This is a genomic window from Paenibacillus dendritiformis (assembly GCF_015845845.1).
GTDB lineage: Bacteria > Bacillota > Bacilli > Paenibacillales > Paenibacillaceae > Paenibacillus_B > Paenibacillus_B dendritiformis_C.
On the sequence record NZ_LDIG01000092.1, the window covers coordinates 1 to 23,894 of the forward strand.

The window sequence follows — 23,894 nt, forward strand, 5'->3', positions numbered from 1 at the left end:
GCGCCAGGGCGGATCATCACCATCCGCTCGCCGCGGCTGAATGATGAATTTTTTGCGTTCTGCCGCAGCAATCCGTGTTTGCCGGACCTCATACCGCTTCATTTCTATCCGCATGACCATATCGAGGAGGTGCTTCACGCCGAACTGGCCGCTCCGCTGGGGCTCCCTTTGCATCGGTACCGCCGAATATTGGAGGAGTTCATGGGGATCTCTCCGAATCCGGTGTACTTGCGGGACATGCTTGCGCAGGAGATGAGGCTGCTGGCCAGCAAAGGCTGTCCGACAAGGAATTGATTCTCACGGAATGGAATCGACCGCCTATCAGGGAATTGACGAATGACACCGTCTACAAGGGGGCCTATCTCGGCAAAGCCATTGTCGACAGTCTTGTTTTTTATGAGATAATTTCAATCATTCACCGCATTAATATGGTATAATATAGAAAATGAATTCGTGCGGGAGTACTTGAATATGTTGCTAAAAACGGGTTGCGAAGGACGTTCCAAAATCTCCATGGTCTCCTAGGACGAGCTTGTACCAGAGGATCATTTGGTCCGTAAAATCGAACACGCATCGACTTTAACTTCATCTATGACCTGGTTCGAGATGCCTACTGTGAAGATAACGGTCGTCCTGGCATTGAGCCAGTTGTTCTTGTTAAGATAGCGCTTATTCAATGCCTTTTCGGGATTCGCTCCATGCGCCAGACCATGAAGGAAATTGAAACCAAGATCGCATACCGTTGGTTTATTGGATATGACTACAGTCACCCCATCCCTCACTTCTCCACGCTGGGTAAGAATTATGTACGCCGTTTTCGGGATACGGCACTATTTGAAGCTATCTTTGAGCACATCCTCGAAGAGCTGCTCGCCATGGTTTCCTTGAACCTGACGTACTCTTTATTGATGCGACACATGTGAAAGCCAGCGCGAACAAAAACAAATATGGAAAAGAAATCGTTCAGGCCGGAGTGTGGTTTGTTCGTCAAGGGCGAGAAAGAGCGTGTTTTCGCCTATAGCTTCCATACCGCCTGTGATCGGAACGGGTTTGTGCTCGGGGGTAAAGTAACACCTGGAAATGTTCATGACAGCCAAGTCTTCGAAGATGTTCCCGATGAGGTTACTCGTCTGGTTCCGGCTCCACAAGCGGTTCCGGCGGATGCAGGCTACAAGACGCCAGCTATTTGCAAAACGCTGCAAGAACAAGAGATTCGTCCTGTCCTGCCCTATACCCGTCCTCAAACGAAAGAAGGCTTCTTTAAAAAGCATGAATACGTGTACGATGAGCATGATGACGGTTACCTATGTCCAGCAAATGCGGTACTGTCTTACGAAACAACGAACCGTGATGGTTATAAAATGTATCGCTCGAACCCGGAAAAAACCGGCAATCTGTAAAGCTTGTCCGTTCCGGGCCCAATGTACAGAGAGTAAAGATGCAGTAAAACGCATTAGTCGACATGTTTGGGCTGAATATGTTGAAGAAGCGATCACCTTCGCCATACAGAAGAAAACAAACGGATTTATGCGCAGAGGAAAGAAACAATAGAGCGAGTTTTTGCTGATTTAAAGGAGAAGCATGGTATGCGGTGGACGACTTTACGCGGGTTAAAAAGAATGTCTGCGCAAGCGATGCTTGTTTTTGCTGCCATGAACCTCAAAAAAATGGCGACCTGGCTCTGGAAGACCGGTCTTAAGTTCTCTTTCGTATTTGTAAATAGGGATAAAAAACGTAAAGAACTCCCGCGATTGCAGTATTTCGCGGGAGTTTGTCTTCAATCTGAAAGCCGGCATCAGCCGGCTTCTTTTCTCTATACAGGCGCGCCCGTTAAAAGATCAGTTGACGGGAGGAGCCATAATTTCTTCGATGCGCGTCAGCACGTCCTGGGTCAGCGCGGTGCCGGAAGCCATGACATTTTCCTTCACTTGCTCCGGCCGGCTGGCTCCGACGAGGGCGCTGGATACGTTGCTCTGGCGCAGTATCCAGGCGATGGCCAACTGCCCGACCGTTATATTCAGTTCCCCGGCCAGCTCTGCGAGCTTCCGGACCTGATCGATCCGCTCCGGCGTAATTCCTTTGCGCATCCCTTCCAGCTTGGAGGCGCGGCTGTCTTCCGGGAATGCCGAGGCGGAGCTGTATTTTCCGGTCAGCAAGCCTTGGGCCAACGGCGAGTAGACGACTTGTCCAATTCCGTTCCGTTCGCCGAACGGAATAATTTCTTTCTCGATATGACGGTCGAACAGATTGTAGACGGGTTGGTTGACGACGATCCGGTCCAGCAAATAGCGATCGGCGATGGCAAGCGCCTCTGCCATCTGCGCCGCCGTCCACATGCTGACCCCGACGTACAAAATTTTGCCTTGGCGCAGGAGATCGTCCAGAGCGCGCAGCGTTTCTTCCATCGGCGTCTGATCGTCGAAGCGGTGGCAGTAATACAAATCGATGTAATCATGCCCGAGCCGCTTCAAGCTTGCGTGGCATTGCTCCGTAACGTGCTTGCGGGACAGCCCGCGATCATTGGGGCCGTCGCCCATGGGGCCGAATACTTTCGTAGCCAGCACATAGGATTCGCGCGGATAGGCCTTCAGCGTCTCCCCGACGACCTTCTCCGCCTCGCCGCGCTCGTATACATTGGCGGTATCGAAAAAGTTCACGCCCAGCTCATAGGCGCTCTCTATCGCCTGCACCGCGTTTTGGCGTTCGACGTATCCTCCGTAGGTGAGCCAGCTTCCGAGACTGATCTCGCTTACTTTCAGCCCGCTTGCTCCCAGTCTGCGATATTGCATGCTTCCAACCTCCTAGACTCCGTTATGATGATCATGCTTAGATAGACCTCATTCCATTGTAAAAGAAGTCATATGCGTTTGGAAAGCCGATTTATGCGAACGATTGGCGTTAATCTCAACATTTTCCTCCGTAACTTTGGGGCGCTCCGCACGTCTAACATAAGGATAAAGCAGGCCCCTGCACCGCCCCGGCGCGCTTCTGGAACATTTCCACAAACTCCCGCCATTTTTTGCGCCAAATGGAATAGGAAAGCGTTTGTTTCAAAGTCAACTTCCGCGTATAATAAAAATGGTGTCAAAAAATGGCGAGGAGCGGATGAACATGGCAATGCATACACAACGACAACCGGAATTGATTTTGGCTTCATCCTCCCCTCGCAGGCAGGAATTGATTCGCGCTCTGGGCCTTCCTTATTCGGTCCAGCCCAGTGCTGCGGACGAGACGGTCCCTCCCGGATGGCCGCCTGATCGCATCGTCGAACAATTGGCTTTGCGCAAGGCCGACGCTGTGGCCCGCGTGCGGCACAGCGAAGGGAAGGACGGCATCGTCGTCGGTTCGGATACGATCGTCGTGCTTGACGGCGCGGTGCTCGGCAAGCCCGAGAACGAGGCGGATGCGGAGCGGGCGCTTACGGCGCTTCAGGGACGATCGCATGAAGTATATACCGGCGTCGCCCTCGTCCAGGTATCCGACGGGCGGACATCCGTGAGCCATCGGGCCACGGTCGTACATATGAAGCCCTGCAGCACGGAGCGGATCCGCCGTTATATCGCGACGGGAGAGCCGATGGACAAAGCCGGCTCCTACGGCATACAAGGCGTCGGAGCCACGTTAGTCGAGCGAATCGAAGGTTGTTATTTCAATGTAGTAGGTCTTCCGTTATCGCTCCTGACCGATATGCTAGAGCCATTCGGAATCAGAGTGCCATAGAACGCCGGGAGTCCGGCAGGCAAGAAGCTAGGGATAGGAATGCCGCAATCCACTTTTCAGGAGGTTGTGCGACATGGAACATTACCCGCTTCTTCGCGATCTGCCCCATGGCGAGCGCCCGAGAGAGCGCATGCTGCAGTATGGGGCGGAAGCGTTAAGCCATGCGGAGTTGTTGGCGATTTTGCTGCGAACAGGGACGAAGGACGAATCGGCCCTCGTCCTGGCGCAGCGCATTTTGAACCGGGCAGGCCATTTGCGGTCCTTGCCCGATCTGTCGGTGACCGAACTGACGCAGACCCGCGGAGTCGGCCTCGCGAAGGCGATTCAGCTCAAGGCCGGCTTGGAGCTGGGCAGGCGCATGGCGCGATCGCGCAGCGATGACGCGATTACGATCCGGCGGCCGCAGGATGCGGCGGAATGGCTGATGGAATCGATGCGTTACTATCAGCAGGAGCATTTTGTTTGTCTTTTCTTGAATACGAAAAACCGGATTATTGCTCAACAAACGATTACGATAGGCATATTAGACGCCTCTCTCGTTCATCCGCGCGAAGTGTATCGCGCCGCCTTGAAATACGGGGCGGCTTCCATCATTTGCGCACATAATCATCCGAGCGGCGATCCGACGCCGAGCCCGGAAGACGCGTCCATCACCAGGCGGCTCGTCGAGGCGGGCGAGATTGTCGGCATTGATCTGCTGGACCATTTGGTCATCGGAGATAATCAATATGTGAGTTTGAAGGAACGCGGACTCATGTAATATAATGATTGAGATTGAGGCTATAAAAAGGAGATTGACAACATGCTAGGTGGCTTTACAAAAGACTTGGGAATTGACTTGGGAACAGCCAATACATTGGTATATATTCGTGGCAAAGGAATCGTTGTACGCGAGCCGTCCGTCGTCGCTATCCGTACGGATACGAAGACGATCGAAGCGGTCGGTGAAGCCGCCAAGAAGATGATCGGCCGCACGCCGGGCAATATTCGGGCTATCCGCCCGATGAAGGACGGCGTTATCGCCGACTTCGATACGACCTCCACGATGATTAAATATTTCATCCGGCAGGCGCAGAAGCAGCGTTCGCTCTTCCCGCGCCATCCGAATGTGATGGTCTGCGTTCCGTCGGGCATCACGGCCGTCGAGCAGCGCGCAGTGGAAGACGCGACGAAGCAAGCGGGCGCGAGAGACGCCTACACGATCGAGGAGCCGTTCGCGGCGGCGATCGGGGCCGATCTGCCGGTATGGGAGCCGACGGGAAGCATGGTTGTCGATATCGGCGGCGGTACGACGGAAGTCGCCGTCATCTCGCTCGGCGGGATTGTTACCTGCCGCTCCGTCCGGGTTGCCGGCGATGAGATGGATGAAGCGATCATTCAATACATCAAGCGCCAATATAATATGATGATTGGGGAGCGCACGGCGGAGCAGCTCAAGATGGATTTGGGCTCCGCGATGGAGTTGGACGAGGTGGAGACAATGGAGATTCGGGGCCGCGATCTGCTGACCGGATTGCCTAAGACGCTCTCCATCTCTTCGAATGAGATTACCGACGCGCTGCTGGATACGATCAACTCGATCGTGGAGGCGGTCAAGGTGACACTGGAGAAATGTCCGCCGGAGCTGGCAGCCGATATTATGGATCGGGGCATTGTCCTCACGGGCGGCGGAGCGCTGCTTCGCAACCTCGACAAGCTGCTGGCGCGCGAGACCGGGATGCCGGTCATCGTGGCGGAGAACCCGCTGGATTGCGTCGCTATCGGCACCGGACGCGCGCTCGACAATATTCACTTGTTCAAGGGACGCGGAAGCTCCGGCCTTCGCTCCAAGCGATAATCAAGCTGTTGGCCCCGCGCTGGTCCGTTCCCTCGGCGCGGGCTCTATTTCGAGGAGGAACGAGTACCGCTTTACGATGAGAAGGTGTTGAGACTGTTTAAGCTGTTGGGGAACAAACGGTTAATCATTCTATTGTTCGGACTTATTTTGTTTATCGCATTAATGGGCTTCACCTTGGGCGGGCGGCTGAAGATGTCGTGGCCGGAAAAAATCGTGCACGATACGGTAACGTTCGTGCAGCAGCTGGTGTATAAGCCGGCGTCCTATATCGCCAATTTTTTTCATGATATCGCGACCTTGAAGGAACTGCATGAAGAGAATGAGCGTCTGAAGATTGTGGAAGCCCATTACATACGCGATAAAGCATATTACAGCGAAGTTCAGGCGACGAACGAGCGGCTGAGGGAGGCTCTGAATTTCACCGAGCGCCAGAAGCAGTTGAACCTGCCGTACGAGTACCGGATTGCGCAAGTTTCCTCCATTAACGTGGCCGATCCGTTCAACCAGACGCTGAATCTCAATCTTGGGGAGATCAACGGCGTCCGCCAAGGGATGCCCGTCATCTCTGTCGATAATGGCGTAGTGGGGACGATCAGCCGCGTGTACGAATTCTCCTCCACCGTGCAGCTATTGACCAATCTGGACGAGAAGGACCCGAATTCGCGCCCGATTTCGGCGACAGTGCTTGGCAAAAGCGATTCCTTCGGCATGATTGAGTCGTATGATCACAGCAGCGGAACCTTCACGATGACACGGATAGAAGAGAACGACAAGGTGAAGGTGGGAGATACGGTTATTTCCTCCGGCTTCGGCGGAGTATTCCCGGGCGGACTGATTATCGGCACCGTCGTCTCTCTGCAGCAAGGAGACCTTGGACTGACACGTACCGCCACTATCGAACCGGCAGCCACTTATCGCGACTGGCGCGAGCTGTTCATCGTCTTCACGCCGGATCCGGAAGAGAACGGCTCGAAGAAAGAGGATAAGTGATGAACCGGAATTGGATGATTGGTTTTATGTTCGTGCTGTTCATATTGGAGGGGACGCTGCTTCCGCTCATCATTCCGGATATGTGGCAGGGGCGCATTATTCCGCAGTTCGTATTCATTGCAGTGCTCTATCACGGCATCTATCAGCATCGTCACACGGCGCTTATTATGGGGCTCGCGTTCGGATTTTTGCAGGACATCGTTTACTACGGGCATATGATTGGCCCGCATGCGTTCAGCATGGGTCTGCTCGGCTATTTGGCGGGGCTTCTCTTTCCCGGACGGAATATCACACTCATGCCGATGATGGCGGCGGCGGTCATGGGAAGCTTCTTGTACCAGACGATATTATTCGCTATCTATTCGTTGTTCAACTTGAGCAAAATGACGTATGAAGTTGCGCTTTTCGACTATTTGATTCCGAGTCTGTTCGTACAGCTGCTGTTTGCGCTTGCGATCTATGTTCCGATGCGGAAATGGTTCGATCTTCAGTCGGGAACCGCTGAAAATGAACAAGACTAAGCAGCCGTCTTTGGGCACTTCGTCCAGGCGGCTGATGCTGTTTTCATGCGCGCCTCCGGTGCTGAAGCCTGGCGGGAAAGGAGATATGTTCACCAGCCTCGATGGGCGATCGCTCCTTTTCGAGTGGCGTCGACAGAGGTTTTTCTTACGATTCACGGCTTTCTTGCAGGAACTTTTCTTATCCGTCACGAAAAAGATAACCGTGGGGAGGGACATTTCATGACGGCCAAGCCATTGGTAACGATAAAAGGCATGAAGGACGGCCTCGTGTTCCTGCTTGACGATCAGTGCGAATTTACAGACTTGTTGCAAGAATTGCGCGACAAGCTTGACCATACACCGCATTTTTTCGACGGACCGCTTGTGTATGTCGATGTCAAGTTAGGAGCCCGTACCGCTGCCGATGAGCAAAAGACAGAGATGCTCAACATTTTGAGGCAGCGGGGGAATCTGCTAATCCGATCGCTGGAATCGGATGCCGATGTCAAGAAGGAATCGCAAGGGTACCGCGTTCATACGATGACCGGAATGGTTCGCTCGGGGCAGGTGCTCCGGCATGACGGGCATCTGCTCTTCCTTGGCGATGTCAATCCGGGCGGAATGATCATAAGCAGCGGAGACATATTCGTATTTGGAGCCCTGAGGGGGACAGCTCATGCCGGCGTCGATGGAGAGACCGGCTCGGTTATCGCGGCTTCGCTGTTTGCGCCGACGCAGCTGCGCATCGCGGATGTCATCAGCCGCCCGCCGGACGAATGGGGGGTATCACAGGCTCATATGGAATTTGCGTATATCCATGACGGCATGATGCAAATTGACAAAATCTCGCAGCTTCATCGCGTCCGCAAGGACATTACTTTGTTCAAAGGAGTGTAGAAGAACTATGGGAGAGGCTATCGTCGTCACTTCGGGGAAAGGCGGCGTCGGCAAGACGACGACGTCGGCGAATTTGGGGACCGCGCTTGCTCTGCTCGGCAAAAAAGTATGCATGGTCGATACCGATATCGGCTTGCGCAACCTCGATGTCGTCATGGGGCTGGAGAATCGCATCATCTATGATATTTGCGACGTGGCCGACGGCCGCTGCCGATTGAACCAAGCGCTTGTCAAGGACAAGCGGTTCGATGAATTATATATGCTGCCTGCCGCCCAGACCAAAGACAAGGATGCGGTATCGCCGGAGCAAGTAAAGGATATCATTCTCGAATTGAAGAAGGAATACGAATATATTATTATCGATTGCCCTGCCGGCATCGAACAAGGCTTCAAAAACGCGATCGCCGGGGCGGATCGCGCGATTGTCGTTACGACTCCGGAGAATGCGGCCGTGCGCGATGCCGATCGCATTATCGGCTTGCTGGAAAATGCGAATGTCGGCTCGCCGAAGCTTATCGTCAACCGCATCCGCTCCAGCATGGTGAAGACCGGAGAGATGCTGGATCTGGACGATATTTTGCAGGTGCTGAATATCGAGCTTCTCGGGATCGTGCCGGATGATGAGCTCGTCATTCGGGCCGCCAATGCAGGGGAGCCGACCGTAATGAATCCGGATTCCCGCGCTGCGGTTGCTTACCGCAATATCGCCCGGCGCATTCTTGGGGATACGGTTCCGTTGATGGCGCTTGATCAGAAGAAGGGCGTGCTGACGCGGATGAAGAAGTTTTTTGGGATGGGTTGATGAGCATTGCTGAACAAACTAAAACGGATTGATTGGGTTATCGTTGGAATTTTGCTTGTGTTTTCGGTTTTCAGCCCGCTTGTCATTTATAGTGCGACCCACGGGGGAGATCCGAGCTTTGCCAATACGGCGATGAAGACGGTTGTTTTCTTTGCGGCCGGCTTTGTCGTCATGTTCGCAACCGCGTTGTTCGATTACCGGATTCTGCTGAAAATATGGCCGATTACAATGGGAGTAACGGTCCTGCTGCTCGTCGGCATCTTCTTTTTCGGCTCCAATCTGAACGGCGCAATTGGCTGGTACAATATTGGGGCGTTCTCGTTCCAGCCGGCGGAGATAGCCAAGATTGCGCTTATTTTCGCCCTGGCCCAATTGCTGGGACGGCGCGGCGGGGATCCGCTTACGTTCACCAAAGACTTGGTGCCGCTGGCGCTTGTGACGCTGGTGCCGTTCACGCTCGTCGTTGTCCAGCCGGATTTGGGCAATGCCATCATTTATATTGTTATTTTCATCGGCATGCTCTGGATCGGCGGGATCAAGCTCCGGCATGTGCTGATTGGTCTGGTGGCTGTCTCGCTGCTGGCCGGGTCGGTCTATGTCGCCTTCACGACGTTCCGTGAAGAGACCAAAGCGTTTTTTACCGATGTCGTCAAGCATCAGCACTGGTTCACGCGCATCGATACGTTCATTAATCCGTCCTTGGCATCGTCGGATGCCAATCATCAATCCAAATACGCCATGATCGCGATCGGTTCCGGAGGATTGTCCGGAGACGGGTATATGAAGGGGGAATTGAAGCGAAGAAGCTTCATTCCGTATACGTACTCGGACGCGATCTTCGTCGTTATCGGGGAGGAGTTCGGCTTCCAGGGCTCATCGATACTGCTGCTGCTCTACTTCTTGCTGATATACAGGATGATTCTCATCGCCTTCCAGTGTTATGACTTGAGGGGTTCCTATATTATCATCGGCATCGTGTCCATGTTCGTATTTCAGATTCTTGAAAATATCGGCATGATGATCGGTCTGATGCCGGTGACGGGGATTACGCTGCCCTTCATCAGCTACGGGGGAACTTCCCTGCTGCTGAATATGTTTTGCATCGGGTTGGTGATGAGCATACGCATTTATCAAGAGAAGTATCAGATTGAAGATTGAAGGATGGAAGCCGGAACGGAATAGACTGACAAGGAGAGGCTTTACTGTCTGCATTCGCTTGGGGGATATAGATAGTAGGGCCTTTTTTGTCGTTCAAGTGGGCAGGAGAGCGAAACAGCTTCTTCCACGCCCCTTACGTTGAGTATCCCCATAATTCAGAAAAGAACACAATGCTGGTTGTCCCCAACTAGATGTACAAGCAGCCGAAGGAAGTCGCATAGCCCCCCGTAACTTCTTATAACCGGCTTTAGAGAATTGAGCATCAATGGTTCATGAAGAAAGCCACCTGTATTCAGGAAATAAGCACAGTTGCCCTTGAGAACTAAGCAGCAATATCCCAAAGAATCAGGAGCAGAAGCAAGTAAGTTCAACTGATTTTTTTACACCATATATCCCCGAAGTTCAGGACAGGCAAGTATCCCCTTACCTCAGGGTGATGGGTTCAGAAATGATGGTACGTAATTGCTGATTAAAAACAATGGAGGGAACAGTCCGAGATAAGGGGGGGGAGCGAAAAAATTGTATTGACTGAAAAAAGACTTTCATAAATAGTGGTCAGACGTTTAAATGTAATGCCTGAGAATACTATGTATTAAGCCAGGCGACAAAATTGAAGGTCCTGTGCGGATTCATTTAGGCAGCCGCAAGAGAACGAGCGTAATTCTTCGAGGTGGCGGCCCGCTTTAAGTACCGGCGTCTGGCCCCGTTATCGGCGCAGCATATCGCGCCCAAGAACTCCCAGCCTGCAGCTTGGCGAGCGATGGCATTTTCCCGGTAACAAAATTCATCCAAATAATACTGCAAATACTTGCCGCTTATCCCGCGAAACGTCTTACATAGCCATCTTTGCGCTCGCTTGAACATGGTATATAATGGACTGTTGTGCTTGACCCGAAAGCGCTTGCGGATAATGGAGATCATGGAATCCGGAGCGGAGACATGTTCAGCGATAAAGCCGTCGCGGCTGCAAGGAAGCAGCAGCTTGCCTACATATGCCCCCGGTTAACCTGTTTCATTTTATATTGGTGTTCCTCCCCATTTGGAGCCAGCGAGGCCGCGACAATAATCGGCTGCTCCCGCGGAGCGAGATCGACACTCGGATATAGACGGGGACCATTAAAGGCAATAAAGCCATGAACACGATGCTCAAGCCGTTCCCCTTCATCGGCACATCTTATCGCGATACGAATCTTATGCAGCATCGCCCATGCCGTCTTGTAGGTAACATTGTTGACACTCCCCATACCTAAAGGGGTTCTTGGGTAATCACTCCTAACGGAGTGAAATCCACCAAGCTATCCCTGTGTGTCCCACAGTTCAGTTGGCTATGCCAACAGTCGAAGTCCTTTCTGCTCAATATTGATAGCCGCATTTTCGTCACGATCGTGCTTAGCGCCACACCTTGGGCAATTCCATTCTCGCAAGTTGAGGTTTTTCACGTCTTTATTGCGGTATCCACAATTTGAAGTGGAACAGAGTTGGCTTGAAGGGAATTGCTTCCCGACGATGGAGATTGTTCGACCGTACCATTCCGCCTTATACTCCAGCATCGTACGAAACATAGACCACGAAGCATCTGCAATGGATTTGGCTAACTTGTGGTTTCTGACCATATTTTTCACTTGCAAGTCCTCCAAACAGACCACTTGGTTTTCGTTAATCAGTTTGGTTGACAGCTTATGTAGGAAGTCATTGCGGGTATTTGCGATCTTCTCATGCAAGCGAGCCACTCGGAGGCGTGCTTTGTAACGGTTTTTACCGCCTATTTGTCGGCGTGAGTGAATTCGTTGCCACTTCGCCAGTTGTTTTTCATACTTGCGATAGTACTTAGGATTCGCCACCTTCTCACCAGTAGAGAGAGTAGCGAAATCCTTGATGCCAAGATCAACTCCAACGGTCTGTTCGATTTGCGGATGTGGTTGAATCTCTGTCTCGCACAAAACGGACATAAAATATTTTCCCGAAGGATTTCGTCTGATCGTACCCAATGTACTTTTTAATCACATCCCGTTGAACCGTCCCGACTGTAGGAACAAAGCAGGAGTTTGTCCAAAGAGAAGAGAGACTGCTTTTCAGGTGTACAAATTCCATCCGCAACACTTTGGATGTCTAGCCCTTCAAATGCTTCACGACTCGGTGAATTCCGAATTGCGGGTCACACTTTAGGAGCAAATGAACGTGGTCAGGCATGATCTCCATTTCAACAATTTCAGCGCATAGTTCCATCGCCTTTTCAAGAAACAACTCTTTTAATCGAATGTCTCCTGGCTCTGATGTAGTGAGTGTATCTAACAACAACTAACCAAACAAAGAACTCTTTTTTGGTTTGCTCTTACCACCCCCGGAAGGGATGCGGAGCAACGTGCCTTATATCCCCATAACTAAAGTAAGGAGTTTTACGACCGCATTAATCCCTTCCTTCGGATTAGAGACAAGTCAAATTGCAGCCATCCATTTCCGCAAAGAGGTTCTGCTGCCCTCGAGGATCGTGCCCGCAGTCAAGGACGTCTGATGCCGGCACTCGCAGCATTCATAGAGAGGCAGCCGCCGTGTCCGGATCAGATAGGCGCATACATGCCGGCAGTTCGGGCAGCGAAAGCCGTGAGGCCATTTCAGCGCAAATAGGGCAGGAATGCATGATTCTTCGGTAGGGAATTGCTCCATTAATTCCTCCAACGTGCCAGCGCTCGTCCAGATATCCATAACAGCAGCCTCCTCTTAAGTTAAAATTAATCAAACGTATGTTCTTGTTTTTATTTTACCAAACATATGTTTCCATGTAAAGTGTGTTTCTGGAATAAACTGATGTTTTGCTATAAATCACCGATTGATGGAGTGTGAATCTATTTAATGAAAGAGAGATATTATAATCTCCCTGAGCGCTTGGGATATCGACCATAAGCTAGCCAGGGATCACCTTACACATCCTGAGTGCTTGGGAGACTGTGCAAAAGACCGCGAACAGCATGTATACACGGGGAATGGGAACGCAGAGGGGAAGAGGCTGGCACCAGGCAACCTATGTATGTACGGGGCGGATAAAGTGTTCGCAGCCAATCCAAAGAACGAATGAGGCGGATAAAGTGTTCGCAGCTAATCCAAAGGACGAATGAGGCAAAGTCAATCTGGCGGGGGGAAGGCTTGTTCATAACCGGTGAGAGCTTGTCATACACATGGAATAAAGGGTTACTTGCTTAAGGATCAAAGCATGGATTTCGATACAGCAGATGTCATGACGGATGCAGGCAGATATCGATCAAGAGGATATCAATGAAGGGATGAGAGAGCCATGATCGAGGACATTCGCCGTCGGCGGCAAGAACGAATTCGGGAAATCATCAGTCAAGAACAACGGTCATCCGAGGCGGAGCGCCGGCATGAAGCCGGAACGTCCTTCCTGCCTGTCCAGCACTCGGAGCATGAGCCGCCGAATGTTCGACCCGCCCAGACGGCTGAGCCTGGGACGGTCGAGATTCACGGCGTTAGTGAGGAGATGGGCGGGCATCCTCCGCTTCGCCTGAACGAGATGGAGCTTCTCGCCGATTCGCCCGATCCGGAACGGTTGTGGAAGGCGTCGCATCGGCAATGGCATGAACGCTACGGATGGGAGCAGGAACGGAACGGCGGGTTCTGGCGATCTTTTCGTACGAGAATTGTGCTGTCCGCCCTGATGTTCGCTGCGGCGTTCGTAATCTTTCGCTTCCCCGCGGATTGGAACGAGCCGGCCCGGCAATGGATCGGAAGGAGCTTGACGGAGGAAATGGACATGCGCCCCATCGCGGCCTGGTATGAACGGACGTTTTCCGGCTCGCCCTCTTTCATCCCGCTGTTCCAAGGGAAGCGGAATGAAGCGGCATCTGTTCAAGGGGGACTGTCGCTGCATCCCCCCGTCAAAGGGACGGTACTGCAGCCGTTCGATATGAACCGCAACGGGATCCGGATTGCTGCCGATACCGGGACCGAAGGTTCTGCCGAGGTGGTGAGCGTGGCGACGGGACGGGTTACGGAAGTGAACCGCCGGGCTGAGGATGATTTCCAGGTAACGGTTCAGCATGCATCGGGCGTGGTCAGCATATACGGCGGTCTCGCCGCCAGCGAAGTGAAGGTGAACGATTGGCTGGAGGAGGGGGAAGTTGTGGGCACGTTGGGGAGCCCGGCGGAAGACCGTGCGGCGGCGCTTTATTTCGCCCTCTTGCGGGACGGGGAGTACATTGATCCGACGGATGTGATCGCTTTTGATTAAATGGGGAGGAACCGTCTATACACTGCATCCTTTGTTTATCCTCCTGTTGGCCATGGCGGCCGTGACGGGATATATTTTGGAGCTGCTGACTCTGTTCGTGATCGTGATTGTCCATGAGATGGGGCATGTCACTGTGGCGCGCATGTTCGGCTGGACGATATCGGAAGTGAAGCTGCTGCCCTTCGGCGGCGTGGCGGAGACGGAAGACGGTAGTCTGGCCCCGGCATGGCAGGAGTGGCTGGTCATGGCCGCAGGACCGCTGCAAAACGGTATTATGATCGGACTTGCCCTGTTGTTCGAGCAGTGGGGGTGGTGGGGAAGCGCTTGGACGGAAGATTTCATTCGGGCGAATGCGTTTATCGGATTGTTCAATTTGCTTCCGGTGCTGCCGCTCGATGGCGGGCGCATGCTGCAAGCGGCCGCTTCGCTGTGGTTCAGTTATTACAAGACGCTGCTTATCGGCGCAAGAGTGAGTATGGCGGTCAGCGCTGCGATTGCGGCTTACAGCGTCATGCCGCTGTTCACGGGCGGAAAAGTAAATTTGAATCTGCTTATGCTGGGAATCTTTCTCTTATGGTCCAATTGGGAGGAGTGGAAGAACGTGCCCTACCGTTTTCTGCGCTTCCTGATGGCCCGTCCCGCCCGGCTTCGCAAATGGGAACGAAGCGGCTGTCTCGGCAGGCCGATCGTGGCGGAGAACGGCTGGCCGCTGTCCGGACTGCTGCGCTTGCTTCGCCGGGACGAATATCATTTTATTTATGTCATGGACCCGGAAGGGGCGATTAAGCGCATCATTCCTGAGCAGCGTGCAATCGATGCCTATTTTGACGAGCCCGGGGGACAGCGGAAGTGAGCGGCCGCGCATCGTGACGGCTGCCGCTTCCGTTTTTCTATTATTTTGATCGGAAAGCATACCGGTTTGGTATGTTCACTGCCTCCCGCTTCATGTTACAATGGAAGATGACGCGCTGTAACAGAGGTGATACCATGAAACAAATGATTGTTCACTGCGAGGAACAAGTCACGCAAATGGCATTGTTGGAACATGGTCGGCTCGTCGAATATGCAGTCGAACAAGCCACGGGAACTACGTCGGTCGGAAGCTTTTACAAGGGCCGCGTAGTGAATGTTCTTCCGGGAATGCAGGCTGCATTTGTGGACATCGGTCAGAAGAAGAACGCATTTCTGTATGTTGATGATTGTTTGCACCCGCATTTGGAGAAGCAGCCGAAGCAGAAGCCTCCGATAACCAGCTTGCTTCGTGTTGGACAGGAGCTTATTGTCCAAGTGATGAAGGAGGCGCTGGGGGGCAAGGGCGCCCGTGTGACGACCCATTACTCGCTGCCAGGCCGCTATTCGGTCTATATGCCTAACGCCGATTATATCGGAGTATCCAAGAAGATTGAGCAGGAAGCGGAACGAAACCGCCTGAAGCAGCTTGCCGAAGAGCTGCGCGAGAACGAGGAAGGCATGATTATCCGCACCGTGGCGGAGGGAGAGTCGCGAGAGACGCTGCAAGCCGATATCGAGACGCTCCGCGAGCTATGGAAGCGAATTACGCTTCGTTCGGCGCAAGCGGAAGCGCCTGCCCTGCTGCACCATGATCTGAACATGGTGGAGCGGCTGGTGCGGGACGCCTTCTCGCGGGATGTCGATCAGTTGCTGATTGACAATGTCCGCCAAGCCGAGCGGTTACATACGTTCGTTCGATCAGTCGCCCCTGATTTGGAGAACCGGATTCATACGTATAGGGAAGCGGAGCCGCTTTTCCGGCGCTATCATGTCCATGAGCAGTTGGACAAGGCGTTCCAGCGCAAAACCTGGCTGGAAAGCGGCGGCTATTTGGTATGGGACCAGACGGAAGCTTTAACCGTTGTTGATGTGAACACGGGGAAATATACGGGGACAAGCCATCTCGAAGAGACCGTGTATACTACGAATATGGAAGCTGCGGAGGAAATCGCGCGTCTCATCCGTCTGCGGGATATCGGAGGCATCATCATTGTCGATTTCATCGACATGGATACGGAAGAGCATCGGCAGCACGTGGTCGAACGGCTGGAGACGATGATGAAGAAAGACAGGACGAAATGCCTGGTCGTCGGCTGGACGAAGCTTGGCTTGCTCGAGCTTACCCGCAAAAAAGTGCGGGAACAGGTGATGAACCAGTTCCTTCAGCCATGTTCCTCATGCGGGGGAAGCGGATGGGAGCCTGCACAAATTCCCAGTCGTTAATGGAACGCAAAAGCTTGTATTTTGAATTTAATTGTGCTACAATCTATAAGTATGTGTCTAGTGAAGTTGCTTACACATGCTGTAACCGCTCCGGACAGGTTCCAAGCATGAGGCTGGAAGCAGCGTCATCACCTGATTCAGGCGAGTCTGAGACATGAGGAGGTGCAACACAATGTATGCAATTATCGAAACTGGCGGCAAGCAGTATAAAGTTCAAGCGGGCGATGTATTGTACATCGAGAAGCTGAACGCTGCAGAAGGCGACAGCGTAACATTCGATCGCGTATTGGCGGTATCGAAGGACGGCGGCCTCGTTACAGGTACACCGGTTGTATCCGGCGCTGCGGTAACGGCGAAGGTAGAAAAGCATGGAAAAGGCGCGAAAATCGTCGTGTACAAGTACAAAGCGAAAAAGAACTACCGTCGCAAGCAAGGTCATCGCCAACCGTACACCAAAGTAACGATCGAGAACATTCAGGCGTAAGAGGTGCCGGATGATTCGCGTTACAGTTAGGCGGAAGCCGGATCGATCTATCGCGGGCTTCTCGATTGAGGGCCATGCGGATTATGCTCCCCACGGAGAAGACATCGTATGTGCGGGTGTCTCGGCCGTGTCGGTGGGCGCAGCCAATGCCATTGAGGTTCTGACTGGCGTTGAACTGGAGTGCGAGATGAAGGACGGCTTTTTGAGCGGAACGGTTCCGTTCATCGAGCGGAAGGACATCGAAGCGCAGGTTCAGTTGCTGCTGGAATCGATGATCATTGGGTTGCAAAGTATCGAAGCTTCATACGAATCGTATCTTCAGATAGAAGAACTAATGACAACATAAAGGAGGTAGACAACATGTTGAAACTGAATCTTCAGTTGTTCGCATCCAAGAAGGGCGTAGGCTCCACGAAGAACGGCCGTGACAGTATTTCCAAGCGTCTTGGCGTGAAGCGCGCAGACGGCCAAGTGGTTACAGCCGGCAGCATCTTGGTCCGCCAACGCGGCACGAAGGTCCATCCAGGCAACAACGTGGGCATCGGTAAAGATGACACGCTGTTCGCAAAAGTGGAAGGCGTCGTGAAGTTCGAACGATGGGGTCGCGACCGTAAAAAAGTGAGCGTCTACCCGGTGGAAGCTGCACCTGTTGCAGCAGCTGTGGAGAACTAAGACGATAGAAAGAAACCCTCGGCTAGTGCCGGGGGTTTTTTTTACCCGGCCGCGGTTCATTTTTCTTGGACGCCCTCCCTTGCGCATGATATACTGAAGATTGGGGAGTCTGTACATAAATGGAAGAATGGAATGATGAGCGGGGAGCCGGAATATGAATAGTTTGCGATTGAAGCTAGGAGGCTGCATCGCGGCAGCGGCCGCATGCGCCGTCACTGTCATTGGATGGCCTTTATCATTCACTTGGAGATTCGTGCTTATTCTCGTCATGGCGGTGATGTTGAGCCTGTGCGGGTTCTTGTTATACCGGGAAGAGCGGGTGCGGCGGCAGCGTATGGAGCGTTCGCTGGCGGCATCGGCCCTCCAACTGATGAACCATCAGCGCCATGACTGGATGAATGATCTGCAGTTGGTGTACGGTTATGTTCGATTGAAGAAGTTCGATAAATTGCCGGAATGTGTAGAGACTATAAAAGAGCGAATGGCGGAGGAGAGCCGAATTGCCAAGCTTGGCGTGCCGGAGCTGGTGATGTTCCTGATGCAGCAGCGGCTGTCCGGCAGCATGATGCCGCTGCGGATCGAGATACCGGAGCCGATTGAATTGAACCGGATGGAGTTGTCCGTCGATCCGTGCAAGCTGGCCGAGTCGGTTATTGCTTCCGTTCAAGCGTTTCGCTTTGCGGCGAAGGCCCAGAATGACGGGATGAATCCGCTAAGCGTCGAATTTGCCAAGGAGGACGGCCGGCTCGTCATTCGCTATCAATACGAAGGCATCTTATTGAATCCGGATGAAGTGGAATCCAAATTGAAGCATATCGCGTCTGTAGGCGGCCTGCGGCTGGAGCAATCGTCAGCGCAGCGGAACGAAGAGCACGAAGCCTACCGCATTGTCGTGCCTTGCAACGCATAACGGGGTGACAGCATGTTTGTAGATAAGACGAAAATATATGTAAAAGGCGGCGACGGAGGCGACGGTCTCGTCGCGTTCCGCCGGGAGAAGTATGTCGCGATGGGCGGACCGGCCGGCGGCGACGGAGGAAATGGCGGGGACGTCATTTTTCGCGTTGACGAGGGGCTGCGAACACTGGTTGATTTCCGCTATCAGAAGCACTTTAAGGCAAGCCGCGGGGAGAAGGGGCGGAACAAGAGCCAGCACGGCGCCAACGCGGAGCCTATGATTGTGCGGGTCCCGCCGGGAACGGTCGTAATCGATGATGATACACAGGAGGTTATCGCCGATCTGACCCGTCACGGGCAAGAGGTTGTGGTCGCCAAAGGCGGACGCGGAGGCAGGGGAAATATGCGCTTCGCTACCCCGGCGAACCCGGCGCCGGAGCTGGCGGAGCACGGGGAAGAAGGCCAGGAGCGCTGGGTTGTGCTGGAGCTGAAGGTGATGGCGGATGTCGGCCTGGTCGGCTTCCCAAGCGTCGGCAAATCGACGCTTCTGTCCGTCGTGTCGGGCGCGAAGCCGAAGATTGGCGCCTATCATTTCACGACGATTACCCCGAATCTGGGGGTCGTTGACATCGGGGACGGACGAAGCTTCGTGATGGCGGACCTGCCGGGCCTGATCGAGGGCGCCAGCGAAGGAGTCGGACTGGGACATGAATTTTTGCGCCATATTGAACGTACCCGGATTATTATCCACGTCGTGGACATGGCGGGAACCGAAGGGCGCGATCCGTTCGACGATTGGGTCAAAATTAACGATGAGTTGAAACAATACAACGAGAAGCTGGCGGAACGCCCGCAGATCGTAGCCGCGAACAAGATGGACATGCCTCAGGCGGAGGAGAACCTGGAAGCGTTCCGCGAGCAGGTGCAGGCCTTGAAGGGCGACGACATCGAGATCATTCCGATCTCCTCCTTGACGAAGCAGGGAATCCAGGAGCTGCTCTACAAGGCCATGGACATGCTGGAACGTCTTCCGGAGACGCATGTCGAAGAGGTCGCAGACGTCGAGGAGCGCAAAATCTACCGCTACAAGAAGAAAGAGGAGAAGCCTTCCTTCACGATTCGGCGGGAGAATGACGCGTTCGTCATCGAGAGCGAGGCGATTGAAGGCATGCTGAAGCGGATGCAGATGACCTCGCATGACGCGATTCTCCGGTTCGCGCGGACGCTTCGCCGGATGGGGGTAGACGAGGAGCTGCGCAAGCGCGGCGCAGAGGACGGCACCATCATCCGGATCGGCGACTTCGAATTCGAATTCGTCGAAGGCAGCAGCTATTATTGATGAACGAAGGAAGACCGCAAGCCTTGATGAAGGCATGCGGTCTTTTCGCTGTCATCCTTGCGCTGGGGCAGGGGAGTCGTGCGCATCCAGCTTCGCGAGATCTTCCGGAGCCAAGCGAACCCGGACCGCCTGAGCGCTGTCGCGAATCGATTGCGGACGGGTCGCTCCCGGAATCGGAAGCAGTTGCGGGGAACGGGCCATCATCCACGCCAGCACGATCTGGTATGGGCTCGCTTCATAGGCGTTGGCCAGATCCTGCAGCAGCGGGTCCTGCCGCAGTCTGTACGAGTGCCCCGGGCCGCCGAACGGGCTGTAAGCGACGAACAGAATCCGGTTCGCTTCGCAGAAGGCAAGCACGTCCGAGGAGCTTCGGTCGAACAAGTGGTAACGGTTCTGAATTGCCGCTACGCCGGCGATGTGCAGGGCCGCCTCACATTCGCCCACCGAGACATTGGACAGGCCCAGATGCTCGATTTTGCCTTCCTCCTGCAGCCGGCTCAACTCCCCGAACGATTCCTCGAACGGAACGTCCGGATCCGGGGCGTGCAAGTAATACAGAGGATGCGCGTCTCTCCGCAGCAGGAGGAGGCTGCGTTCGCAGGCGGCGCGCAGCGATCGCGGATGTCCGCTCCGGATCCAGGCGCCCTCCGGGCGCGCAAGCCCGGACTTGGTTGCAATGACGCACCCGGGAGCCGGCGGGAGCGTGTCCGCGAACAACTGCTCGTTATGACCGAGATCATGCTCATTCAAGCTGTATGTATCTGCCGTATCGAAGAAAGTGATGCCGTTCTCCCAGGCCTCGTGAATCGTGCTCACGGCCTGCTCCCGTTCCGGTCTTCCGGGCACGGAGAGCGGAGCTCCGCCGAAGCCGATAGCCGAGATCCGGTAGGAGCCCAATTGTTTGTACTGCATGAATTTCCACCTGCCTTGTCATCATTCATCCCGGCCGATGATGCCGGAAGAGTTCCGATAGGTTTGTATCTTTGTACGCCCGCCATGGGAAAAAGTTCCGGTAGAAATCATGTCGCCGCTGATGCAATGAAAGGATGGACAAATACGGTATGCCTTGGCTTGCTGCCTGACATGATATCCTATAATATGGTGCTAGCAGCGGCTGTATCGCATATACAATCCAGTAGAAGCGGAGAAGTGAACAACTGTGGAACCGGGAAACAAACCGTTATACGCTGTTATCATAGACGATATAAAGCGGAAAATAGAAGAAGGGAGATATATTGTCCATCAGCAGATTCCGACGGAAATGGAGCTGGCCGCTCAGTTCGGAGTAAGCCGCATCACGTCCAAGCGAGCCCTGCTTGAGCTGGAACGTAGCGGGTACATTTACCGCAAGCGGGGAAGCGGCAGCTTCGTCAAGGAGCGCGCCGGGGACAAGGAAGGCGCGCTTGGCGGCACATCGGGCGCGCCGCGGCGCATTATTTCGCTCATACTGCCCTATATGGCGGCGAACGGTCATTTGGATTACATAAGAGGGGCTACGGAATATTCGGAGAGCATGGGCTATTATTTGAGCATTCACTGTACGGACTGGAATCCAGAGAAGGAGAAGGAATTGCTTGCGCGCCTTCCGAAGCATGGCTTCTCGGGCATCATATTGTATCCGATCAGCTCTATCCATAACATGGAGATGTTGAATCTTCACTATATCGACCAATATCCGATTGTGACGATGGACCAATATTATGACAGCATTCCGTTGCCGAGTGTATGCTCCGATAATTTCCGCGGCGGATATATCGCTACCAACAAGTTGATCGAGCTGGGCCATCGGCGCATCGCCTTCGTGTCAAGCATCGGCATCGAGTACCGCAGTTCGGTTCGCGATCGCTATTTCGGCTACTGCCAAGCGCTGAAGGACGGCGGCATCCCGAGCGCTGCCGAACTGGTCATCACCGATTTCTACCGGCAGGTAAACGCGGATAATAAGGAGGCCTTCCACGGGGAGATGATTCAGCTTCTCCTGGCCAAAAAAGCGACGGCGATTCAAACCGAGCATGACGAGCTGGCGCTTGAACTGCTGAGAGCCTGCTTGGCAACGAATATCCAGGTGCCGGAGCAGCTGTCGATCGTCGGCTTCGACGACGAGGAAGCGTCGCGGCATTGCGATGTTCCGCTTGCTTCCGTGCTCCAAAATAAGTACGAGATCGGACGCCGGGCAGCGGAAGCCGTCATTGAGGCGATCGAACGGCGGAGGCCGGAGGAGCAGCGGATGCTTGTTCCGGTGACGCTGCAGGAAAGGCAATCGATAGGCCCCTGTGCCGGCGAGCGAATATTGTTGTAAGCGGAATCATAGGGAGAAATGGATCTTGAATATTTACTTCCCATGTGCTTGCGGATATAATAACTCGTAAAAATATTCCCATGGCATATGCAAGAGCCTCATCCCGCCGTTGACCGGGTGAGGCTTTTCGGTTATTGGGGCATCTCGTCCCGCGTCTTGTTTGCAACCGAGAAAAATGCAAGCGAAAACGAAGGAAAAGGCATTTGATTTGTACGAAAATGTCTCTATGCACGAAGTATCAAGATATGGGTCTTTGCACCGGAGTAGAAGGTTTCTGTAAAATAGCACAAAAAGCCCCCCTACAAGTCAATTTTACCAACTAATGGGAAATATAGGGGTTATCCGGTGTCTCCTAGCTCTTGAATGTCCACTTTGTAGCCTAACTGTTGAATTTTTCGTATCCAGAAGTCGACGTCTTTCTCTTTTTTCGGTAAATAATCCGGCCCCAGTTCCTCATAGGGGACACCGGTGAGCAGCATAATAAAGATGATTCGTAGTAACAGGTGAGCCAGCGCCATGTTTGCTTTTTTCGGCCCTCGTCGTTTGACCAGCCGGTAATAAAAAGCGGACAATCTCGTGTTTTTTGTTTTGGTAGCGGCCCAGGCTGCCTGACAAAGCACGGACTTTAGACCTTTATTCCCTTTACGGGTTCTCGTGCTCTTTTTTTTCCTGCGCTTTCGTTATTGCCTGGACTCAATCCTCCCCAAGAGGCGAGGTGCCCTTCCGAAGGAAAGACCGACATGTCGGGTCCAATTTCCGCAAGGATGCTCGCCGCGGCATCCTTATCAATCCCCGGTATGGTATCGAGCAGTTCGATTTCCTTCTGGTAAGGGTTCAGCAGTTCTTCGATCTCAGCTTCCAAAGCTGCAATTTCTTTTTCCAAATACTCTAGATGGTCGTAATGCCTGCGGATCATCTTGCGATGGTGGGCCCGCACTCGTCCGTTCAAGGCGTCAACCAACTGCGGTACTTTTTTCTTGACTTGGGTTTTGACCATAGTTTTCACGTCTTCCGGTGACAGAACAACGCCGTTCATAACTGATTCCAGTAAAGCGCGACCTGAAACACCAAATACATCGCTGATATAGGTGGTCAACTTGATGTTCCCGTCTTGAAGAATTTTGTGGATACGGTTCTTTTCCGCTGTCGCGTCGTTGACTAGCTTCCGGCGATACCGGGTGAGATCACGCAAATCCCTGATATCTTCTGGTGGCACGAAGCTGGCTTCTATCAACCCGCAACGTAGCAATTGTGCGATCCAGACGGCGTCTTTCATGTCTGTTTTTTTGCCCGGCACATTCTTGATCCGCTGCGGATTGGCCAAGATAAGTTCGAACGAGTCTTCCAGCAGGTTCCATACGGGCTTCCAATAAACGCCGGTACTCTCCATCGCGACATGCGTACATTTCTGTTCCAACAGCCAATCATGGAGTTTTAGCAATTCCTTGGTCGTTGTTCCAAACGTTTTGATTTCTTGCTGTGGTTTCTTGTTGAGTGGCCCTGCCAGTACACAGGCGACGACCGTTTCCTGATGCACATCCAACCCTGCGCACCGTTCCAAAATCGCATCCATTCCAGCTTCACTTCCTTGCTTTTGGATTCAGCAGAACATGCAGCAACGAGAAGTGTACTTTTGTACACGTGCTCAGGGCAACAATCGGCGGTGCTCAAAGCTGCAATAGGCCCGTTTTCTGTACGGGATGTGACTCACCAAAAAAAATTCGACCTTTGATCTGCCTATCTTTATTTGCTCAGAAGAACTTCAAAATTACAAGTCCCCATTTTCATCCATCGTGGTGGCCGTCAGGCCGTGGGGGTTTT

At 53.3% G+C, this 23,894-nt stretch carries 19 protein-coding genes, 7 pseudogenes and 1 other annotated feature; of the genes and pseudogenes, 19 read left to right on the top strand and 7 right to left on the bottom strand.

Annotated features, from left to right (window positions below; genetic code table 11):
- Positions 1-294 (top strand): annotated as a pseudogene (locus ABD76_RS07395) (GH39 family glycosyl hydrolase); the annotation flags it as partial.
- A 177-nt stretch (positions 295-471) separates the two neighbouring features.
- A pseudogene (locus ABD76_RS07400) lies at positions 472-1,694 on the top strand (transposase); the annotation flags it as partial.
- Positions 1,695-1,838: 144 nt separating this feature from the next.
- Here the strand turns inward: ABD76_RS07400 and ABD76_RS07405 are convergent.
- Complete coding sequence (locus tag ABD76_RS07405) at positions 1,839-2,789, bottom strand: aldo/keto reductase family protein (protein WP_197255630.1); 951 nt, start codon at positions 2,787-2,789, stop codon at positions 1,839-1,841.
- Positions 2,790-3,117: 328 nt separating this feature from the next.
- Here ABD76_RS07405 and ABD76_RS07410 point away from each other — a divergent pair, with 328 nt between their 5' ends.
- From ABD76_RS07410 to ABD76_RS07445, 8 genes are all read left to right on the top strand, one after another.
- Positions 3,118-3,720, top strand: a complete 603-nt coding sequence (locus tag ABD76_RS07410; RefSeq protein ID WP_197255649.1) for a Maf family protein — start codon at positions 3,118-3,120, stop codon at positions 3,718-3,720.
- Between the two features lie 73 nt (positions 3,721-3,793).
- Positions 3,794-4,480 carry a RadC family protein gene (radC, locus tag ABD76_RS07415; RefSeq protein WP_197255632.1) on the top strand — a complete coding sequence of 229 codons (687 nt, stop codon included), beginning with the start codon at positions 3,794-3,796 and terminating at the stop codon, positions 4,478-4,480.
- A 42-nt stretch (positions 4,481-4,522) separates the two neighbouring features.
- Complete coding sequence (locus ABD76_RS07420) at positions 4,523-5,557, top strand: rod shape-determining protein (RefSeq protein ID WP_168182052.1); 1,035 nt, start codon at positions 4,523-4,525, stop codon at positions 5,555-5,557.
- A gap of 87 nt (positions 5,558-5,644) precedes the next feature.
- Positions 5,645-6,547 (top strand): rod shape-determining protein MreC, encoded by a 903-nt coding sequence (mreC, locus tag ABD76_RS07425; RefSeq protein ID WP_197255634.1) that lies wholly within the window; start codon positions 5,645-5,647, stop codon positions 6,545-6,547.
- Positions 6,547-7,068 (top strand): rod shape-determining protein MreD, encoded by a 522-nt coding sequence (mreD, locus tag ABD76_RS07430; protein ID WP_197255635.1) that lies wholly within the window; start codon positions 6,547-6,549, stop codon positions 7,066-7,068. Before mreC ends, mreD begins: the two co-directional genes overlap by 1 nt.
- A 219-nt stretch (positions 7,069-7,287) precedes the next feature.
- Entirely contained in the window at positions 7,288-7,944 is a 657-nt protein-coding gene (minC, locus tag ABD76_RS07435; protein ID WP_197255636.1) for a septum site-determining protein MinC, read from the top strand.
- Positions 7,945-7,951: 7 nt separating this feature from the next.
- The gene (gene minD / locus ABD76_RS07440) at positions 7,952-8,746 is read left to right on the top strand and encodes a septum site-determining protein MinD (RefSeq protein WP_197255637.1); all 795 of its coding nucleotides are present in this window, start codon (positions 7,952-7,954) and stop codon (positions 8,744-8,746) included.
- 6 nt (positions 8,747-8,752) lie between these two features.
- Positions 8,753-9,904: an FtsW/RodA/SpoVE family cell cycle protein gene (locus ABD76_RS07445; protein ID WP_197255638.1), complete on the top strand. Its 1,152-nt coding sequence runs from the start codon at positions 8,753-8,755 to the stop codon at positions 9,902-9,904.
- Positions 9,905-10,537: 633 nt separating this feature from the next.
- Here the strand turns inward: ABD76_RS07445 and ABD76_RS30885 are convergent.
- From ABD76_RS30885 to ABD76_RS07465, 4 pseudogenes are all read right to left on the bottom strand, one after another.
- A pseudogene (locus tag ABD76_RS30885) lies at positions 10,538-11,142 on the bottom strand (transposase); the annotation flags it as partial.
- A gap of 87 nt (positions 11,143-11,229) precedes the next feature.
- Positions 11,230-11,886, bottom strand: a pseudogene (locus ABD76_RS07455) (RNA-guided endonuclease TnpB family protein); the annotation flags it as partial.
- A 4-nt stretch (positions 11,887-11,890) separates the two neighbouring features.
- A pseudogene (gene tnpA, locus ABD76_RS07460) lies at positions 11,891-12,160 on the bottom strand (IS200/IS605 family transposase); the annotation flags it as partial.
- Between the two features lie 183 nt (positions 12,161-12,343).
- Positions 12,344-12,607 (bottom strand): annotated as a pseudogene (locus tag ABD76_RS07465) (transposase); the annotation flags it as partial.
- A gap of 586 nt (positions 12,608-13,193) precedes the next feature.
- Between ABD76_RS07465 and ABD76_RS07470 the strand changes: the two are divergent.
- The 8 genes from ABD76_RS07470 to obgE all read left to right on the top strand — a co-directional run bounded on the left by ABD76_RS07470 (position 13,194) and on the right by obgE (position 19,774).
- The gene (locus ABD76_RS07470; RefSeq protein WP_197255639.1) at positions 13,194-14,147 is read left to right on the top strand and encodes a M23 family metallopeptidase; all 954 of its coding nucleotides are present in this window, start codon (positions 13,194-13,196) and stop codon (positions 14,145-14,147) included.
- Positions 14,140-15,000 carry a M50 family metallopeptidase gene (locus ABD76_RS07475; protein WP_197255640.1) on the top strand — a complete coding sequence of 287 codons (861 nt, stop codon included), beginning with the start codon at positions 14,140-14,142 and terminating at the stop codon, positions 14,998-15,000. The genes ABD76_RS07470 and ABD76_RS07475 overlap by 8 nt, the downstream gene beginning before the upstream one ends.
- A 134-nt stretch (positions 15,001-15,134) precedes the next feature.
- Positions 15,135-16,382, top strand: a complete 1,248-nt coding sequence (locus tag ABD76_RS07480) for an Rne/Rng family ribonuclease (RefSeq protein ID WP_197255641.1) — start codon at positions 15,135-15,137, stop codon at positions 16,380-16,382.
- Positions 16,383-16,455: 73 nt separating this feature from the next.
- Positions 16,456-16,541: a sequence feature (ribosomal protein L21 leader region), on the top strand.
- Between the two features lie 13 nt (positions 16,542-16,554).
- On the top strand, positions 16,555-16,866 hold the full coding sequence (gene rplU / locus ABD76_RS07485) for a 50S ribosomal protein L21 (protein WP_087441121.1): 312 nt from the start codon (positions 16,555-16,557) through the stop codon (positions 16,864-16,866).
- Positions 16,867-16,876: 10 nt separating this feature from the next.
- Positions 16,877-17,212, top strand: coding sequence for a ribosomal-processing cysteine protease Prp (locus ABD76_RS07490; RefSeq protein WP_006676698.1), 336 nt, complete (start codon positions 16,877-16,879; stop codon positions 17,210-17,212).
- 14 nt (positions 17,213-17,226) lie between these two features.
- Entirely contained in the window at positions 17,227-17,538 is a 312-nt protein-coding gene (gene rpmA / locus ABD76_RS07495) for a 50S ribosomal protein L27 (RefSeq protein WP_006284685.1), read from the top strand.
- Positions 17,539-17,692: 154 nt separating this feature from the next.
- Positions 17,693-18,448 (top strand): Spo0B domain-containing protein, encoded by a 756-nt coding sequence (locus tag ABD76_RS07500; RefSeq protein WP_197255642.1) that lies wholly within the window; start codon positions 17,693-17,695, stop codon positions 18,446-18,448.
- A 12-nt stretch (positions 18,449-18,460) separates the two neighbouring features.
- Positions 18,461-19,774 (top strand): GTPase ObgE, encoded by a 1,314-nt coding sequence (gene obgE / locus ABD76_RS07505; protein ID WP_197255644.1) that lies wholly within the window; start codon positions 18,461-18,463, stop codon positions 19,772-19,774.
- Between the two features lie 51 nt (positions 19,775-19,825).
- Here the strand turns inward: obgE and ABD76_RS07510 are convergent, their stop codons facing one another.
- Positions 19,826-20,686, bottom strand: coding sequence for an aldo/keto reductase (locus ABD76_RS07510; protein ID WP_197255645.1), 861 nt, complete (start codon positions 20,684-20,686; stop codon positions 19,826-19,828).
- A 247-nt stretch (positions 20,687-20,933) separates the two neighbouring features.
- Between ABD76_RS07510 and ABD76_RS07515 the strand changes: the two genes are divergently transcribed.
- A complete protein-coding gene (locus ABD76_RS07515; RefSeq protein WP_197255647.1) occupies positions 20,934-22,073 on the top strand; it encodes a substrate-binding domain-containing protein in 1,140 nt (379 codons plus the stop codon).
- Between the two features lie 338 nt (positions 22,074-22,411).
- On the opposite strand, the pseudogene ABD76_RS07520 reads toward ABD76_RS07515, so the two are convergent.
- Positions 22,412-23,646 (bottom strand): annotated as a pseudogene (locus ABD76_RS07520) (IS110 family RNA-guided transposase).
- Positions 23,647-23,894: the final 248 nt, after the last annotated feature.